This window comes from Streptomyces chromofuscus, from assembly GCF_015160875.1.
Lineage (GTDB): Bacteria > Actinomycetota > Actinomycetes > Streptomycetales > Streptomycetaceae > Streptomyces > Streptomyces chromofuscus.
The window spans coordinates 3,654,050-3,669,665 of sequence record NZ_CP063374.1 but is presented as its reverse complement, the minus strand read 5'-3'; the positions used below and the strand labels follow the sequence as shown (position 1 = coordinate 3,669,665).

Sequence of the window (15,616 nt, the reverse complement as noted above, 5' to 3'; positions counted from 1 at the left end):
GACGGCCGCGGCGGCCGGGACCCACGGACGCTGCGAGGCCGACGCCCGTGCGGATCGACAGCGAGAAGGCGTCGACGGACGTGGTGGAGGACGGCACGCACCCCTCCTGGCAGACCGAGTTCGCCCACACCTGCGGCGAGCCGCCGGCCGGTTCCGTCGCCGCGGCCTTCCTGCGCTTCCTCGCCGGCCGGATCGGCCAGGACATCCTCCGCACGAACGGCAGCCCGAGCTGTGCCCAGACGCCGAACCCGCTCGCCCGCGAGCCCACCTGACGTGGCGTCGGGCGTCCCGCCCTGCGCTAACGTCGTGCGGAACGGGGAAGCCGGCACACCGCCCCGGAGGGGACAGCGTGGGGATCGAGAGCGACAAGGTCGTCTACGAGTATCTGAGCCGTGTCGGTGACGTGGCCCAGCAGCGTCAGCTGCCCTCCGCCACCCGCATGCGCCTGGTCTCCCAGCTGCGCGACGAGATCGACCGGCGCCGCGCCAGGGCCGTCGTCGACAGCCCCGCCGCCGTCCGCCGCATCCTCGCCCGCATCGGCAGCCCGGACGAGGTGGTCGACGCGGCCGGGGACGGTGCGAGCGGCGGTGCGGTGCAGCCGCCGGCCGCCGCCGTGCCCGCGCAGCCGGAGAGGCGGGAGACGCGGCAGGCGGGGCAGGCGCGGGAGAAGGAGCCGCAGCGAAGGAGCCGGGGACTGCGCCGGGTCGTGCCGCGGCCCCGGCCCGCCGAGCCGCAGGCGCCGCCGCGCGCCGACGCCCCGGCCCCGCCGCACCGCGCGGGCGAGCACGAGCTCGGGGACGCCGCCACCCAGCCCGACTGGTGGCGGGTGGACAGCAGCCCCTTCGGCGTCGGCGACAGCGTGCCCGGGTTCGTCGGGGGCGTGGAGATCCCGGAGCTGCTGAAACCCCCGGAGGAGCAGAAGGACACGCCGCCCGCTCCGGCCGCCGTCCAGGCCGCCCGGGCCGAACCGGACATCGCCGCGGAACCCGACGCCGACCCGGCCGCCGCGCGCCGCCGGCTCCTGTCGCCACCGGGCACCTGGAACAACCCCCTCCTGCTGCTCGCCGCCGCACTGCTGGTCGCCGGCGCCGTGCTCGGCAACCTGCTCCCGCTCGCCGTCGGCTGGCTCATCGCCTACGCCTCCCGCCGTCTGACCAGGTGGGAGATGAAGTGGGCGGTGATGATCCTGCCCGGCGCCGCGGTCGCCGCCGGTTTCGTCTGGCTGTGGGGCAGGCTCGACGGCCGCTGGGGCGCCCCCGTCGCCGAGGGCCACATGAACGACGCCCTCGCCGAGACCTGGCCCTGGGTGGTGCGGGGCGCGGCGGTGGCGTCGGCGCTGTTCCTGGTGTGGCGGTCCCAGAGGAAGGGCTGAGCGGGGCGCCGGAAGCCGCGAGGGGGCCGTCCCGTCCTCCGCGGCGCCGTCGTGGCCGGTCGTCGCGCGGTCCTCGCGCCCCTGCGGGCACCGAGCCCCGGCACGGACGACGGCCGCCCTCGGCCCCGGGGTGCGGGAGCGCACTTCGCACCCCGTTCACCCGGCCGTGGGCTCACTCGGCACAATGGCCCGCATGACCTCGCGCCCGCTGACCGTCGGCTTCGATCTCGACATGACGCTCATCGACTCCCGCCCCGGCATCCACGCCTGCTACCTGGCGCTGGCCGAACGGACCGGGACGTACATCGACGCCGACCTCGCGATCACCCGGCTGGGGCCGCCGCTGGAGCAGGAGCTGCGGCACTGGTTCCCGGCGGACGAGGTCCCCGCGGTGGCCGACGTCTACCGGGCGATGTACCCGACGATCGCCATATCGGCCACGCCCGCCATGGCCGGCGCGCACGAGGCCGTGGCGGCCGTGCGCGCGGCCGGCGGACGGACCGTCGTGGTCACCGCCAAGTACGAGCCCAACGCCAAGCTGCACCTCGCCCACCTCGGCCTGGAGCCGGACGCGGTGGTCGGCGACCTGTGGGCGGAGGCGAAGGCGGCGGCGCTGCGCGAGTACGGCGCCGGTGTGTACGTCGGCGACCACACCGGCGACGTCCGCGGCGCCCGCGCGGCGGACGCGCTGTCGGTGACGGTGGCGACCGGCCCGTGCGACGCCGAGGAGCTGCGGCAGGCCGGCGCGGACGTCGTCCTCACCGGCCTGGGTGAGTTCCCGGCGTGGCTCTCGGCCTATCTCGACGCGCCGCGCGCCTGACGCCGCCCCGCCGCGATCGCGCGGAGCACCCCGGCTGCGGCGATGAGGAAACCGACCCCCATGAGCATGCTCAATCCGAACATGTACGTCGGAAAAGGCGTCGTTCCGAGGAACAGCGGAGCCACCGTGACCAGGGTGGCCACGGCCCCGACGATGAAGACGACGGCGCCGCCACGGATCAGCCGGTCACCGGGCCCGGCGGGATTCGGTTGGGTTTTGTCACGCACCGGACCAGGGTAGTTCCCAGCGCGAAGGAACAACCGGGCGACGTCTTGTCGCCGGCCTGAAGACCAAGAGTCTGTGCTACCTCCCGGATGCCTTGTCCTCGCGTATACGCGGTCGCGTGAATGCGCGTACTCACGCACAGGAACGCGGAGCGCCCTGGTCTCCTTGGCGCTCTCGACTCCATGCGAGAGGGAGACACCCTCTGTGTGTGGAAGCTTGACCGGCTGGGCCGTCCCTCTGTCATCGCTGAGGACGTGCCGACTGTGGCCAAGGCTCGTCAGGCCAAGGGGGGAGCATCTCTTCCATGGCCAAGGCTCTTGGAGTCTCCCGCGCGACTCTCCACCGGCACATCGGGTAGCCCTTCACACTTCCCCCACCACGGAGAGCCTCTGCCGACACGGGCAGGGGCTCGGTGTCGTTTTAAGGCGTGTTCCGGTGGAGAGACCCCCGGTAGGGTGTCTCAACGGCAGATCAAGGGTGTCCGGCCAGTCCGGGAGCGATCGAGGGAGCGTGTGCTTTGCCGACTGGCAAGGTCAAGTGGTTCAACAGCGAGAAGGGCTTCGGCTTTCTCTCCCGTGACGACGGCGGTGACGTCTTCGTCCATTCCTCGGTTCTCCCCGCCGGAGTCGAGACGCTCAAGCCGGGACAGCGCGTGGAGTTCGGAGTCGTCGCCGGGCAGCGCGGCGACCAGGCCCTCTCCGTCACCCTCCTGGACCCGACCCCGTCGGTCGCGGCGGCCCAGCGCAAGAAGCCGGACGAGCTGGCCTCCATCGTGCAGGACCTGACCACGCTCCTGGAGAACATCACCCCGATGCTCGAAAAGGGCCGTTATCCCGACAAGGCCTCCGGCAAGAAGATCGCAGGTCTGCTCCGGGCGGTCGCCGACCAGCTCGACGTGTAAAGGCCCTGACATCCCCCGTTTCTACGGGAAATCCAGCGCATCCGGGCCGAGGGGCGGCACCAGCCCCTCGGCCGCCGCACGTGTGAGCAGCCCGCGTACCGCCGCATAGCCGTCCTCGCCCAGACCCGCGGTGAATTCGTTGACGTACAGCCCGATGTGCTGGTCGGCGACGGCCGGGTCCATCTCCTGGGCGTGTTCCATGACGTACGGCCGGGACGCCTCGGGGTTCTCCCAGGCCAGCCGCACGGAGGTGCGGACGGCGTCCGCGAGCCGCGTCAGGGTCTCCGCGCCCAGCGACCGCTTGGCGATGATCGCGCCCAGCGGGATCGGCAGCCCGGTGGCGCGCTCCCAGTGCTCGCCCATGTCGGCCAGCTTGTGCAGGCCGTAGTTCTGGTACGTGAAGCGCGCCTCGTGGATGACCAGGCCCGCGTCGACCTTCCCGTCCCGCACCGCCGGCATGATCTCGTGGAACGGCATCACCACGATCTCGCCGACCCCGCCGGGCAGCGTGTCGGCGGACCACAGGCGGAACAGCAGGTAGGCCGTCGACCTCTCGCTCGGCACCGCGACCGTGCGTCCGGTCAGGTCGACACCGGGCTCCCGGGTCAGCACCAGCGGGCCGCAGCCCCGGCCCAGCGCGCCGCCGCACGGCAGCAGGGTGTAGGTGCCGAGGACGTACGGCAGCACGGCGTACGACACCTTCAGCACGTCCAGCTCGCCCCGCTCGGCCATGCCGTTGGTGACGTCGATGTCCGCGAAGGTCACGTCGAGTCCCGGCGCGCCGGGCACCCGGCCGTGGGCGAGGGCGTCGAAGACGAAGGTGTCGTTGGGGCAGGGGGAGTACGCGATGTGCAGACGGCTCATGCCGGTCTCCAACTCTCCAGTACGGGCGCGAGCTTCCCGAAGCCGTCCGTCAGCGCCCCGAGCGCCGCGCCGATCCGCCAGGCGGCGCGGTCGCGCGGGCCGACCGGGTTGGAGACCGCGCGCAGCTCCAGCACGGGCGTGCCGTGCGCGGCGGCGGCCTCGGCGACGCCGAAGCCCTCCATGGCCTCGGCGAGGGCGCGGGGGTGGCGGGCGCGCAGGGCGGCGGCGCGGGCGGCGGTGCCGGTCACCGTGGACACGGTCAGGACCGTGCCGGGGCGGGCCCCGGTGGCGGTCGCGGCGTCCCGTACGAGTGCTTCCGGTGGACGGTGGGTGACGGTCCCGAAGCCCAGCTCGGTGACTGGAACGAAGCCTTCGGCGGTCTCGGCGCCGAGATCGGCGGCCGTGATCTCGTCGGCGACGACGAGCGAGCCGACGGGCGCCTCCGGGGCGAAGCCGCCCGCGATGCCGGCGCTCACGACCAGCGTGTAGGGCCTGCCGTGCAGGGCCGCGGCGGTGAGGGCGCTCGCGGCGCGGGCGGCGGCCAGGGCCGGGCCCACGCCGGCGGCTAGCAGGTCGGGGCCGGCCGGAAGGCGGTGCAGGACGGCGCCCTCGCCGGGGAGCGGGACCTCGGTGGCGGCTCCCGGGAACGCCTGCGCCACCGCGTCCCGTTCGGCGGGGACGGCGGTGGCTACGAGGACGTGTGGGACGGACCCTGCGGGGGACGTGGTCAGTCTTCCTTCTTGAGCTTGAAGGACCACAGGCCGGTGACCGCCTGGCTGTCCTTCTTGCCGTCGCCCGCCTTGATGGAGACCAGGGTGGTGTCGCCCTGTGCGCCGTACTGGGCGTTGAAGAACGCGTTGCCCGGGATCGTGCGGTAGGTCTTGTCGCTGTCGTCGGTCACCGGCTGACCGTTCAAGAGGATCGTCCAGCGCTCGTCGGCGACCTCGGGGTCGACGCCGAAGCCGATGGTCTCGTCCTGGCCGACGCTGATCGACTTGATGTCCTCGTTCTGCAGGCACTTGGTGAGGTCCGCGGGCTTGAGGACGTCGCCCTCGCCGCCGCAGGTGGCCTCGGCGCTGACCGAGGAGCTGCCGACGGTGACGGTGGCCATGGGCGTCGGCTTCTCGCAGGCCGACAGGACGAGCAGTCCGGCGGAAACGGCGCCGGCGGCGGCGACGGCGCGGCGGCGTCGCACAGCGGATTGCATGGTCATGGCCGAAGGCTATCGGGCACGTCCAGTCCCCTTCCCATGCGGGGTGCGGGGCGTGCCGCGTGTCAGGCCACCCGCGGACGGGTACGGCCGCCGTGGCGGGCGGAGCCGAGCAGGCCGCGCACGGTGGTCAGCCAGCCGGCGGCCAGTACGGTGGCGGCCACCGACATGCCCAGGGTGCCGTTCAGCGGCAGGGCGATGCCGATCGCGCCGCCGAGCACCCAGGACATCTGCAGCAGCGTTTCCGAGCGCGCGAACGCCGAGGTGCGCACCAGCTCGGGCACGTCCCGCTGGATCAGCGCGTCCAGCGACAGCTTGGCCAGCGCCTGCGCGAACCCGGCGACCGCTGCCAGGCACGCGACCAGGAACGCGCTGAAGAACAGCGCCGCCGTCACCGCGACCGCCAGCTCGACCGCGACGACCGTCACGATGATCATCTCCGGGGCCCGTGCCTTCAGCCACGCCCCGACCGCCGTGCCGAGCGCGTTGCCCACGCCGGCCGCGACCGCCACCATGCCCAGCGACACCGCCGCGCTCTGCCCGCTCAGCGGATGCTCGCGCAGCAGGAACGCCAGGAAGAAGATCAGGAACCCGGCCAGGCAGCGGATCGCCGCGTTGACGGCCAGGGCGTGCGTGACCGCGATGCCGACCGTGCGCAGGCCCGGGCGTTTGACCGGCTTGCGGTGCGGGCCGTGCAGATGCGCCTCGTCCGCCGCGAGCAGCGCCGTGTCCTCGCCCTTGGCCGAGTCGACCTTGTGCGGCAGGGAGAAGGAGAGCACCGTGCCGGCGACGAAGATCACGAAAGCGCCGTACAGCGGCCAGCGCGGACCGAGGACCTGCAGTCCCGCCCCGATCGGCGCGGCCACACCGGTGGCGAGCAGGCCGCCGAGGGTGACCCGGGAGTTGGCCTTCACCAGGGAGAAGCGGGGTGGGAGCAGACGGGGCACGACCGCGCTTCTGACCACGCCGTACGCCTTGGACGCGACCAGCACACCGAGCGCCGCCGGGTACAGCTCGATGCCGCCGGTGATCACCGCTCCGGACAGCACCAGCGCGAGCAGCGCCCGGGCCAGCATCGCGCCGGCCATCGCCGCCCGCCGGCCGTGCGGCACACGGTCGAGGAGGGGGCCGATCACGGGCGCGAGGAGGGTGAACGGCGCCATGGTGATCGCGAGGTAGAGGGCGACGCGGCCGCGGGCCTCGTCGGTGGGGACCGAGAAGAAGACGGTGGAGGCCAGCGCGATGGTGATCATGACGTCGCCGGCGCCGTTCACCGCGTGCAGTTCGATCAGCTTGCCGAGGCCGGACTCGCCGGCGCCGTGCGCGTGCGTGGCCTTGCGGATGCCGCGGGCGGTTCCGGTCACCGGGAAGTGCAGGGCACGCGCGATCGGGCGGAGCCGGCCGCCCGTGCGGTCGGCTCCGCCGCGTCGGTTGTTCCCCTTGACCCCACCCGTCCCGGAGGTGCCCTGGGGCGACCTTGCGGTTGCCACGACGTTCATAGTGCCCCGAGATGGGCGTCGGTAGTGCGGTTCCGGCGCGTATGGACGCGCGCTTCGTGGCGATCATGTCCCGTCGGTGTAGGCCCAGCGGCGGTGAAGGGGTAGCGTGCGTAGCGCGCCGTGGCGAACGTTCTCGGCCGCGCGCCTTCCGGCCATCCCGCAGAATGGATGACACACAGGTGCGCCCGAGCGCGACAGGGCGCGGACGTCGACGCGGTCCCCAGGTCCGCTCCGTCCGCCCCGTCGCCTTCCGGCAGGCGCACTGAGAGACGGCGTAGGAGAGAAGCGATACCTGTGAGCGCAGCGACAACGCGAAGCCGCACCCCCGACCGCCTGTGCGCCGAGGCCGTCGACCTAGCCCGCGCCGCGGCCGAGGAGGCCGCCGCGCCCGGCGTCGTCGGGGAGCACGTCGAGGTCGCCTCCGAGGGCGATCGCGTTGTCACGCACTTCTTCGAGTGCAAGGAGCTCGGGTACCGCGGCTGGCGCTGGGCCGTGACCGTGGCCCGCGCGTCGCGCGCGAAGGTCGTGACACTGGACGAGGTCGTGCTGCTGCCCGGCCCGGACGCGCTGCTGGCGCCGGAGTGGGTGCCGTGGAGCGAGCGGCTGCGGCCCGGCGACATGGGGCCGGGCGATCTGCTGCCCACGGACGCCGAGGACCTGCGGCTGGAGCCGGGCTGGTCCGGCGAGGAGGAGCCGCCGCCGAACTCCGCGGTCTCCGCGGACATGGCGGAGCTGGTCGAGGCCGAGGACGCGGAGGTCACCGCCGGACCGCCGGCCACGCTGCCGACCGCTCCCACGCGCGGCTCCATCGCGGCGGTCGCGGAGGAACTGGGCATGCGGCGGGCCCGGGTGCTGTCGCGGTACGGGCTGCACGTGGCCGCCGACCGCTGGGAGGAGGCGTTCGGGGCGAAGACGCCGATGGCGCAGGCGGCTCCCGCGGCGTGCGTGTCGTGCGGCTTCCTGGCGCCGATCGGGGGCTCGCTGGGGCAGGCCTTCGGGGTCTGCGCGAACGAGTTCTCGCCGGCCGACGGCCGGGTGGTGTCGCTGACGTACGGGTGCGGCGGGCACTCCGAGGCGGCGGTCATGCCGAAGCCGCCGCAGCCGGCTCCGCCGGTGATCGACGAGACGCGGGTGGATCCGTTCCCCCTGCGGCCGGCGCGGGATTCGGGCTCCGTGCCGGACGTCTCCGACGAGTCGGCCGCCGAGTTGGGGCATTCGTAGGCGCGCGGACGCGCTGGGGGCGCTGTGCCCGGGGCCGCGCCCCCGGACCCCTCGTCCGTCGGCCTCCGGCCTCGTATGCGTACGCCGGGCGGGCTGCGGAGTGGGGTGGGTGGCGGCGTCCGGGGCTTTCGTAGGCGTTCGGACTGCGGTGGGGGTTGCCGTCCCCCGGGGCTGCGCCCCGGATCCCTCGTCCGTCGGCCTCCGGCCTCGTATGCGTACGCCGGGCGGGCTGCGGAGTGGGGTGGGTGGCGGCGTCCGGGGCTTTCGTAGGCGTTCGGACTGCGGTGGGGGTTGCCGTCCCCCGGGGCCGCGCTCCCGGATCCCTCGTCCGTCGGCCTCCGGCCTCGTATGCGTACGCCGGGCGGGCTGCGGAGTGGGGTGGGTGGCGGCGTCCGGGGCTTTCGTAGGCGTTCGGACTGCGGTGGGGGTTGCCGTCCCCGGGGGCGCGCTCCCGGACCCCCGTCGGCCTCCGGCCTCGTCTTCGAACGTCGGCGGGCCGGCGGTGTGGCGGCGTTTGGGGCGTTCGTAGCGTGTGTGTCGCGCGTGGGCCCCGTCCCCGGGGGTGCGGCCCTGCCCCTGCCCCTGCCTCCGGCATCGTCCGCGAACGCCGGGCGGGCTGGACGTGCGGTGGGCGGCGACCGCGTCCTGTGACGGCGGGCCGGCGTGGTCCGAAGGGGCTGTGGCGGGGATGACGGGTCGGCTCGGGCGGTGCTGAGCGGCGCCGTCGGGCGAAGCGGTCCCGCCGAGACGGCGAAGCCACCGTCGTCGCGTGCTCGCGATACCTTCTCCTCACGGCGATGAGGAGAGTGAACCGTGAGCAAGTTCGTGCGGCCGGCGGCCGAGGGAGCCGATCCGTTCGGGACCGCCCGTCTGCGGCGCGGGGTGCTGGACGCGTGGGCCACCAGCCCGGCGCGGTTCCGCGAGGACGCCAACGCCGAGGAGGACCTCGTACTCGGCGGCTACCGGGACCGGCTCGTCGTCGAGCTGGCCCAGAACGCCGCCGACGCGGCCGCCCGCGCCGGCGTGCCCGGCCGGCTGCGTCTCACCCTCCGCGACGGGGTCCTGGCCGCCGCCAACACCGGCGCCCCGCTGGACGCGGCCGGCGTCGAGTCGCTGGCCACGCTGCGGGCCTCCGCCAAGCGGGACACCCCGTCGATCGGCCGGTTCGGCGTCGGCTTCGCGGCCGTGCTCTCCGTCACCGACGAGCCCGCCGTCGTCGGCCGGCACGGCGGTGTCCGCTGGTCCCTCGCCGAGGCCCGTGACCTGGCCGCCGAGACCGCGCGGCACAGTCCCGGCCTGGGCGACGAGATCCGCCGCCGGGACGGTCACGTACCCCTGCTGCGGTTGCCGTTCGCCGCCGAGGGCACCGCGCCGGACCCGTACGACACCGTCGTCATCCTCCCCCTGCGCGACACGGCCGCCGCCGACCTCGCCGAGCGCCTCCTGCACGCCGTCGACGACGCCCTGCTGCTCACCCTGCCGGGACTGGAGGAGGTCGTCGTCGAGATCGGCGCGGACGCGCCCCGCACCCTGCGCCGCAGGGCCGAGGACGCGCTGACCGTCGTGGAGGACTCGCGGGACGGCGCCACCCGCTGGCGCACCGCCGCCGCGCACGGCCTGCTCTCGCCCGAACTGCTCGCCGACCGGCCGGTCGAGGAGCGGCTGCGCCCGCACTGGTCGGTCACCTGGGCCGTGCCCGTGGACGACGACGGCGCCCCCGCACGCCCGCGCACCAGCCCCGTCGTGCACGCCCCCACCCCCAGCGACGAGCCCCTCGGCGTGCCCGCCCTGCTCATCGCGTCCTTCCCGCTGGACACCACCCGGCGGCACGCCGCGCCCGGCCCGCTGACCGGCTTCCTGGTCGAGAAGGCCGCCGACGCCTACGCCGAACTGCTCGCCGGCTGGCGGCCGGTGACCGAGGGGATCATCGACCTCGTGCCCGGACCGCTGGGCAAGGGCGAGCTGGACGGGGCGCTGCGGCAGGCGATCCTTCAGCGGCTGCCGCGCACCTCCTTCCTGCCTCCGGCCGGTACGGGCCCCGACGAGGACCTGCCCGAGTCGCTGCGGCCGCGCGACGCCGAGGTGGTGGAGGGCGCCGGCGCCGAGACCGTGCGCGTGCTCGCCGAGGTGCTGCCCACCCTGCTGCCCGCCGGGCTGGAACGCCGGGTGGAGCTGCGGACGCTGGGCGTCGCCCGGGTGCGCCTGAGCGACGCCGTCGACCGGCTGGCCGGGCTGGAGAAGGAACCCGGCTGGTGGTGGCGGCTGTACGACAGCCTCGCGGGCGTCGACCCCGACCGGCTCACCGGCCTGCCCGTGCCGCTCGCCGAGGGCCGGACCAGCATCGGGCCCCGACAGGTACTGCTGCCCACCGCCGACACGGCCCGCATCGAGCCCGAGACGCTCGCCCGGCTCGGCCTCAAGGTCGCCCACCCGGACGCCGCGCACCCGCTGCTGGAGAAGCTGGGCGCGCTGCCCGCGACGCCCCGCGCGGTCCTCACCACGCCGCAGGTGCGTGCCGCCGTCGCCGCCTCCCTCGACGACGAGGGCGGGACGTCCTGGGAGGAGGACACCCTGGACGCCGAGGAACTGGCGGACACCGTCCTCTCCCTGGTCCGCGACGCCGGTCTCGAACCCGGTGACGAGCCGTGGCTCGGCGCCCTGGCCCTCCCCGACGAGGAGGGGGAGCCGGCGCCCGCCGGGGAGCTGGTCCTCCCGGGCAGTCCCTTCGCGCAGGTCATGCGTGAGGGTGAACTAGCGGCGGTGGACACCGAGTTGGTCGACCGCTTCGGCGAACAGCCGCTGGCCGCCTGCGGCGTGCTGGCCGGCTTCGCCCTCGTCCGGGCCACGGACGTCGTCCTCGACCCGGACGAACTGGAGCCCCGCGAAGGCGACTACGCCGAGCCGGACGACCCCGGCCTGCTGGACGCGGTGGACGTGTGGTGCGAGGACATCCTCGACCGCTTCCCCGACTCGCCGGTGCCGCCGGTCGCCACCGAGCTGGTCGCCGTACGGGACCTGGACCTCGTGGACGACGACAAGTGGCCGCAGGCCCTGGCCCTGCTCGCCCGGCCCCCGCTGCGGGACGCGCTCACCCAGCCGGTGCGGATCCTGCTCCCCGACGGCACGCACGAGGTCGTACGGCCGTACACGGCCTGGTGGCTGCGCGGGCACCCGGTGCTGGACGGCCGCCGCCCCGCCGGTCTGCTCGCCTCCGGCGGCGACCCGCTGCTGCGCGGCCTGTACGACGAGGCCGACGCGACCGGTTTCGACGACGAGCAGGTCCTGTGGGCCCTCGGCGTGCGCACCTCGGTGGCGGCCCTCCTCGACGAGCCGGGCGGCGCGGCCGAGCTGCTGGACCGGCTCGCCGACCCCGACCGGCCGGTCACCGGGGCGCAACTGCACGCGCTGTACGGCGCGTTGGCAGAGCTGGACCCCGAGCGGGTGACGCTCCCGGACGAGCTGCGCGCGGTCGTCGACGGCCGGGTCGAGGTCGTGGACGCGGCCGGCGCGGTGGTCGTCGACTCGCCCGACCTGCTGCCCTTCACCGAGGGCGTGCCCCTGCTGCCGGTGCCGCCGGACCGGGCGGCCGATCTGGCGGAGCTGTTCCAGGTACGGCGGCTGAGCGAGTCCGTCACCGGCGGGGTCGACTCCGAGGGCACCGAGCACGACGTGCCGGAGGCGGTGCGGGTGCTGCTGGGGTCGCGGACCCCGGACACGTACGTCGAGCACGAGGAACTCGTCGTGGACGGCGTGGAGATCGACTGGCGGCTGACGAACGACGGCGTCCTGCACGCCGCGACCCTGGAGGGCGTCGCGGCGGGCCTGGCCTGGGCGGCGGGCCAGTGGCCACGACGGTTCGAGGTGGCGGCACTGCTGGAGGACCCGTCGCGGACGCAGGAGTTGGCGCGCGACCGGTGGTTCGACTGAGCACGGACCTCGTGCCGCCGACCCGGCGGTTCCTGGGGCATGCGCCACGGAGGTGAAGGGTTCCGCGTGCCTCCTTCACACGTCGTACAACCTTTGAGGAAAGGCGCGGGTCTGATCGCGTGAGTCAACAGACTCCACGATCGCTCGGGTCTCGCCGCGCTCACGAGCCGCGCAAGGAACGAAGGGCAGCGAGGCCCCTCTCCTCATGGGGAACGCATGCGTATACGAGCCACTGTGGCCGCCGTCTCCGGCGCCCTGGCCCTGTCCGCCCTCACCGCACCGCTCGCGCAGGCCGACGCGCAGGGTCCCGACCTTGACCGGCCGAGCGTCGCCGAGCGCTTCGGCTCCTCCACCGCCAAGCCGACCTCCCAGGTCACCACGGCGGCGGCGCCCACCGTCACCAAGGTGACGGTGAACAACGCCAAGAACGTCGTCGTCGGCACCGGCACCAAGACGTTCAACGTGTACGTGCAGGCCAGCCACCCGAGCGGCATCGCGGACGCCTACCTCGACCTGTGGCACGGCACCGACCCGGCGCTCGACCTCGACGGCTGGCTGCCGCCGAACGAGGAGGTCGCCTCGTGCACGGCCAACAGCGCCACCACGTCGACCTGCAAGCTCAGCATCACCGCCACGGCCGGGCTGAACAACGAGGGGGTGGGCGACCTGTACGCCAACATCCTCGCCGGCACCTGGCACGTCGCCGTCGGTGTCCAGGCCAACGACGGTGAGTTCTTCTACACCGACTTCTACAACACCCACAAGGTCCAGCGCTTCTCGGTGCTGACGGTCAACGCCTCCCCGGAGCCCGTGGTCAAGGGCGGCACCCTCACCGTCAGCGGCAAGCTGACCCGTGCCGACTGGGCGGCCCGCAAGTACGTCGGCTTCAGCGGCCAGAAGGTGGCCCTGCAGTTCCGCAAGGCCGGCCCCACGAGCTACGCCAACGTCAAGGGCATCACGTCCGCCACGGGCGGCGCGCTGAAGACCACCAACAGGGCCTACTACGACGGCTACTGGCGCTTCAACTACGCGGGCATCCCGAGCACCGGCGCGGCCGTCGCCGCCGGTGACTACGTCGACGTGAAGTAGCCGACGCCGCTCCACCGGCCCCGGAAGCCGTCCGGGGCCGGTCCCGTTCTCCGCACCGGACCCCCTAGCCGCGGGTCGGGAAACGGCGGTCGACCCACCTCCACAGGATCTCCAGGGCGACCGCCGCGACGCCCGCGATCCCCACTGCGATCCACGGCACCGTCATCCCGACCAGCCTCAGCGCGAAGAAGTCCTGCAACCACGGCACCACCAGCACCAGGACGAACAGCGCCCCCATCGCCGCCACCAACGCGACCCGCCACCACGTGTACGGCCGGGCGATGATCACGAGCACCCACATCGCGATCAGGAACAACGTCAGCGTCGCGGCGCTCGTCTCCGCCGCCAGCGCACCGGGCCCGGTGTAGTGGTGGCGGGCGAACAGATACGTCGCGAAGGTCGCCAGCGCGGCCAGCACACCCCCGGGGATCGAGTACCGCATCACCCGCCGCACGAAGGCGGGCTTGGCCCGTTCCTTGTTGGGCGCCAGGGCGAGGAAGAAGGCCGGGACGCCGATCGTCAGCGTCGACAGCAGCGTCAGATGCCGCGGCAGGAACGGGTACTCGACCTGCCAGCACACCACCAGGATCGCCAGCAGCACCGAGTACACCGTCTTGACCAGGAACAGCGTCGCCACGCGCGTGATGTTGCCGATGACCCGGCGGCCCTCCGCCACGACCGACGGCAGCGTGGCGAAGCTGTTGTTCAGCAGCACGATCTGCGCCACCGCCCGCGTCGCCTCCGACCCCGAGCCCATCGCGACCCCGATGTCGGCGTCCTTCAGGGCGAGCACGTCGTTCACCCCGTCGCCGGTCATCGCGACCGTGTGCCCGTGGGACTGGAGCGCCCCGACCATGTCCCGCTTCTGCTGCGGGGTGACCCGCCCGAACACCGTGCCCCGGCCGAGGGCCTCGGCCATGCCGTCCCGGTCGGCCGGCAGCCGGCGCGCGTCCACCGTCGCACCGGCCAGCCCGAGCTTGCCGGCGACGGCCCCGACCGACACGGCGTTGTCGCCGGAGATGACCTTGGCGCTGACGTTCTGCTCGGCGAAGTAGCGCAGGGTGTCGGCGGCGTCGGGACGCAGCCGCTGTTCGAGTACGACGAGGGCGGCGGGCTTGGCGTCCCGGGCGACCTCGGGGGAGTCCAGGTCGCCCGAGACGCGGGCCAGCAGCAGCACCCTCAGGCCCTGCTCGTTCAGCCGGTCGGTCTCGGCGAGGGTCGGGTCGTCCTCGCGGAGCAGGACGTCGGGGGCGCCCAGCAGCCACGTACTGGACTCGCCGTTGCCCTCGCTGAACGACGCGCCGCTGTACTTGCGGGCGGAGGAGAAGGGCAGCGCCTCGACGCAGCGCCACTCCTCGGCGTCGGGGTAGGCGTCGATGATCGCCTGCAGGGAGGAGTTGGGGCGCGGGTCGGACTCGCCGAGGGCGCCCAGCACCTGCCGTACGTACGCCTCGTCGTGGGCGTCCAGCGTGCGCAGCTCGGTGACGTCCATGCCGCCCTCGGTGAGGGTGCCGGTCTTGTCGAGGCAGACGGTGTCGACGCGGGCGAGGCCCTCGATCGCGGGCAGCTCCTGGACCAGGCACTGCTTGCGGCCGAGCCGGATCACGCCGATGGCGAAGGCGACGGAGGTGAGCAGCACCAGGCCCTCGGGGACCATGGGGACGATGCCGCCGACGGTGCGGGCGACGGAGCCCTTGAAGTCGGTCTGCTTCACCACCAGCTGGCTGATGACGAGGCCGATGGCGGTCGGGATCATCATCCACGTCACGTACTTGAGGATCGTGGAGATGCCCGAGCGCAGCTCGGAGTGGACCAGCGTGAACCGGGACGCCTCCTCCGCGAGCTGGGCGGCGTACGCCTCGCGCCCCACCTTCGTCGCCTGGAACGCCCCGCCCCCGGCGACCACGAAGCTGCCGGACATGACCTGGTCCCCCGGCCGCTTGACCACCGGATCGGCCTCACCGGTGAGCAGTGACTCGTCGATCTCCAGGCCGTCGGTCTCGACGCACACCCCGTCGACCACGACCTTGTCGCCCGGCCCGATCTCGATCAGGTCGTCCAGCACGATCTCCGCCGTGCCGACCTCGGCGGCCACCCCGTCGCGCCGCACGGTCGGCCGCACCTCGCCGATCAGGGCCAGGGAGTCCAGGGTCTTCTTCGCCCGCCACTCCTGGAGGATGCCGATGCCCGTGTTGGCGAGGATGACGAAGCCGAAGAGGCTGTCCTGGATCGGCGCGACGACCAGCATGATCGCCCAGAGCACACCGATGATGGCGTTGAACCGCGTGAAGACGTTGGCGCGGACGATGTCGGCCATCGACCGGCTGCTGCGCACCGGCACGTCGTTGACCTGCCCGCGCGCGACCCGCTCGGCGACCTCGGCGGCGGTCAGCCCGGTCGTGGGCGAGGGCGCGCGCAGGGGTTGCGCGGGAAACAGACCGGCGCCCGCGTCGATGTGCGTCATGCATTCGACGGTACGTGCGGATGT

14 protein-coding genes and 1 pseudogene are annotated in these 15,616 nt (G+C 73.7%); 9 read left to right on the top strand and 6 right to left on the bottom strand.

The window, feature by feature from the left end; genetic code table 11:
* The first annotated feature begins 47 nt into the window (after positions 1-47).
* The 3 genes from IPT68_RS16415 to IPT68_RS16405 all read left to right on the top strand — a co-directional run bounded on the left by IPT68_RS16415 (position 48) and on the right by IPT68_RS16405 (position 2,192).
* Positions 48-272, top strand: a complete 225-nt coding sequence (locus IPT68_RS16415; protein WP_189700284.1) for a type 2 periplasmic-binding domain-containing protein — start codon at positions 48-50, stop codon at positions 270-272.
* 77 nt (positions 273-349) lie between these two features.
* Positions 350-1,372 carry a hypothetical protein gene (locus tag IPT68_RS16410; protein WP_189700283.1) on the top strand — a complete coding sequence of 341 codons (1,023 nt, stop codon included), beginning with the start codon at positions 350-352 and terminating at the stop codon, positions 1,370-1,372.
* Between the two features lie 184 nt (positions 1,373-1,556).
* Positions 1,557-2,192: an HAD family hydrolase gene (locus IPT68_RS16405; protein WP_189700282.1), complete on the top strand. Its 636-nt coding sequence runs from the start codon at positions 1,557-1,559 to the stop codon at positions 2,190-2,192.
* On the opposite strand, the gene IPT68_RS16400 is transcribed toward IPT68_RS16405, so the two are convergent.
* A complete protein-coding gene (locus tag IPT68_RS16400) occupies positions 2,168-2,419 on the bottom strand; it encodes a hypothetical protein (RefSeq protein ID WP_189700281.1) in 252 nt (83 codons plus the stop codon). The two genes, IPT68_RS16405 and IPT68_RS16400, sit on opposite strands and share 25 nt — an antisense overlap.
* A gap of 120 nt (positions 2,420-2,539) precedes the next feature.
* On the opposite strand from IPT68_RS16400, the pseudogene IPT68_RS35210 reads away from it, so the two are divergent.
* The 3 genes and pseudogenes from IPT68_RS35210 to IPT68_RS34825 form a co-directional block, all read left to right on the top strand.
* Positions 2,540-2,611, top strand: a pseudogene (locus IPT68_RS35210) (hypothetical protein); the annotation flags it as partial.
* A gap of 110 nt (positions 2,612-2,721) precedes the next feature.
* Complete coding sequence (locus IPT68_RS35005; protein ID WP_373300687.1) at positions 2,722-2,775, top strand: hypothetical protein; 54 nt, start codon at positions 2,722-2,724, stop codon at positions 2,773-2,775.
* A gap of 159 nt (positions 2,776-2,934) precedes the next feature.
* Positions 2,935-3,318 (top strand): cold-shock protein, encoded by a 384-nt coding sequence (locus IPT68_RS34825; protein WP_129798464.1) that lies wholly within the window; start codon positions 2,935-2,937, stop codon positions 3,316-3,318.
* A 21-nt stretch (positions 3,319-3,339) separates the two neighbouring features.
* Here IPT68_RS34825 and IPT68_RS16385 read toward each other — a convergent pair whose 3' ends face one another.
* The 4 genes from IPT68_RS16385 to IPT68_RS16370 form a co-directional block, all read right to left on the bottom strand.
* Positions 3,340-4,182: a 1,4-dihydroxy-6-naphthoate synthase gene (locus IPT68_RS16385; protein ID WP_189700280.1), complete on the bottom strand. Its 843-nt coding sequence runs from the start codon at positions 4,180-4,182 to the stop codon at positions 3,340-3,342.
* Positions 4,179-4,940 carry a futalosine hydrolase gene (locus IPT68_RS16380; protein WP_189700279.1) on the bottom strand — a complete coding sequence of 254 codons (762 nt, stop codon included), beginning with the start codon at positions 4,938-4,940 and terminating at the stop codon, positions 4,179-4,181. The genes IPT68_RS16385 and IPT68_RS16380 overlap by 4 nt, the downstream gene beginning before the upstream one ends.
* Positions 4,910-5,377, bottom strand: coding sequence for a DUF2771 domain-containing protein (locus tag IPT68_RS16375; protein WP_189700350.1), 468 nt, complete (start codon positions 5,375-5,377; stop codon positions 4,910-4,912). The genes IPT68_RS16380 and IPT68_RS16375 overlap by 31 nt, the downstream gene beginning before the upstream one ends.
* 80 nt (positions 5,378-5,457) lie before the next feature.
* Positions 5,458-6,882, bottom strand: a complete 1,425-nt coding sequence (locus IPT68_RS16370; RefSeq protein WP_189700278.1) for an MFS transporter — start codon at positions 6,880-6,882, stop codon at positions 5,458-5,460.
* A gap of 303 nt (positions 6,883-7,185) precedes the next feature.
* Between IPT68_RS16370 and IPT68_RS16365 the strand changes: the two genes are divergently transcribed.
* From IPT68_RS16365 to IPT68_RS16355, 3 genes are all read left to right on the top strand, one after another.
* Positions 7,186-8,112 carry a DUF3027 domain-containing protein gene (locus IPT68_RS16365; protein ID WP_189700277.1) on the top strand — a complete coding sequence of 309 codons (927 nt, stop codon included), beginning with the start codon at positions 7,186-7,188 and terminating at the stop codon, positions 8,110-8,112.
* A gap of 813 nt (positions 8,113-8,925) precedes the next feature.
* Positions 8,926-12,039, top strand: coding sequence for a sacsin N-terminal ATP-binding-like domain-containing protein (locus tag IPT68_RS16360; protein ID WP_189700276.1), 3,114 nt, complete (start codon positions 8,926-8,928; stop codon positions 12,037-12,039).
* Between the two features lie 216 nt (positions 12,040-12,255).
* Entirely contained in the window at positions 12,256-13,128 is an 873-nt protein-coding gene (locus IPT68_RS16355) for a calcium-binding protein (RefSeq protein ID WP_189700275.1), read from the top strand.
* Between the two features lie 64 nt (positions 13,129-13,192).
* On the opposite strand, the gene IPT68_RS16350 is transcribed toward IPT68_RS16355, so the two are convergent.
* Complete coding sequence (locus IPT68_RS16350; RefSeq protein WP_189700274.1) at positions 13,193-15,592, bottom strand: cation-translocating P-type ATPase; 2,400 nt, start codon at positions 15,590-15,592, stop codon at positions 13,193-13,195.
* Between the last annotated feature and the right edge of the window lie 24 nt (positions 15,593-15,616).

Excerpts from the sequence above, each read along its gene's own strand:
- IPT68_RS16405 (WP_189700282.1), top strand. The coding sequence starts at position 1,557 with ATGGCCCGCATGACCTCGCGCCCGCTGACCGTCGGCTTCGATCTCGAC.
- IPT68_RS16385 (WP_189700280.1), bottom strand. The coding sequence starts at position 4,182 with ATGAGCCGTCTGCACATCGCGTACTCCCCCTGCCCCAACGACACCTTC.
- IPT68_RS16350 (WP_189700274.1), bottom strand. The coding sequence starts at position 15,592 with ATGACGCACATCGACGCGGGCGCCGGTCTGTTTCCCGCGCAACCCCTG.
- IPT68_RS16355 (WP_189700275.1), top strand. The coding sequence starts at position 12,256 with ATGCGTATACGAGCCACTGTGGCCGCCGTCTCCGGCGCCCTGGCCCTG.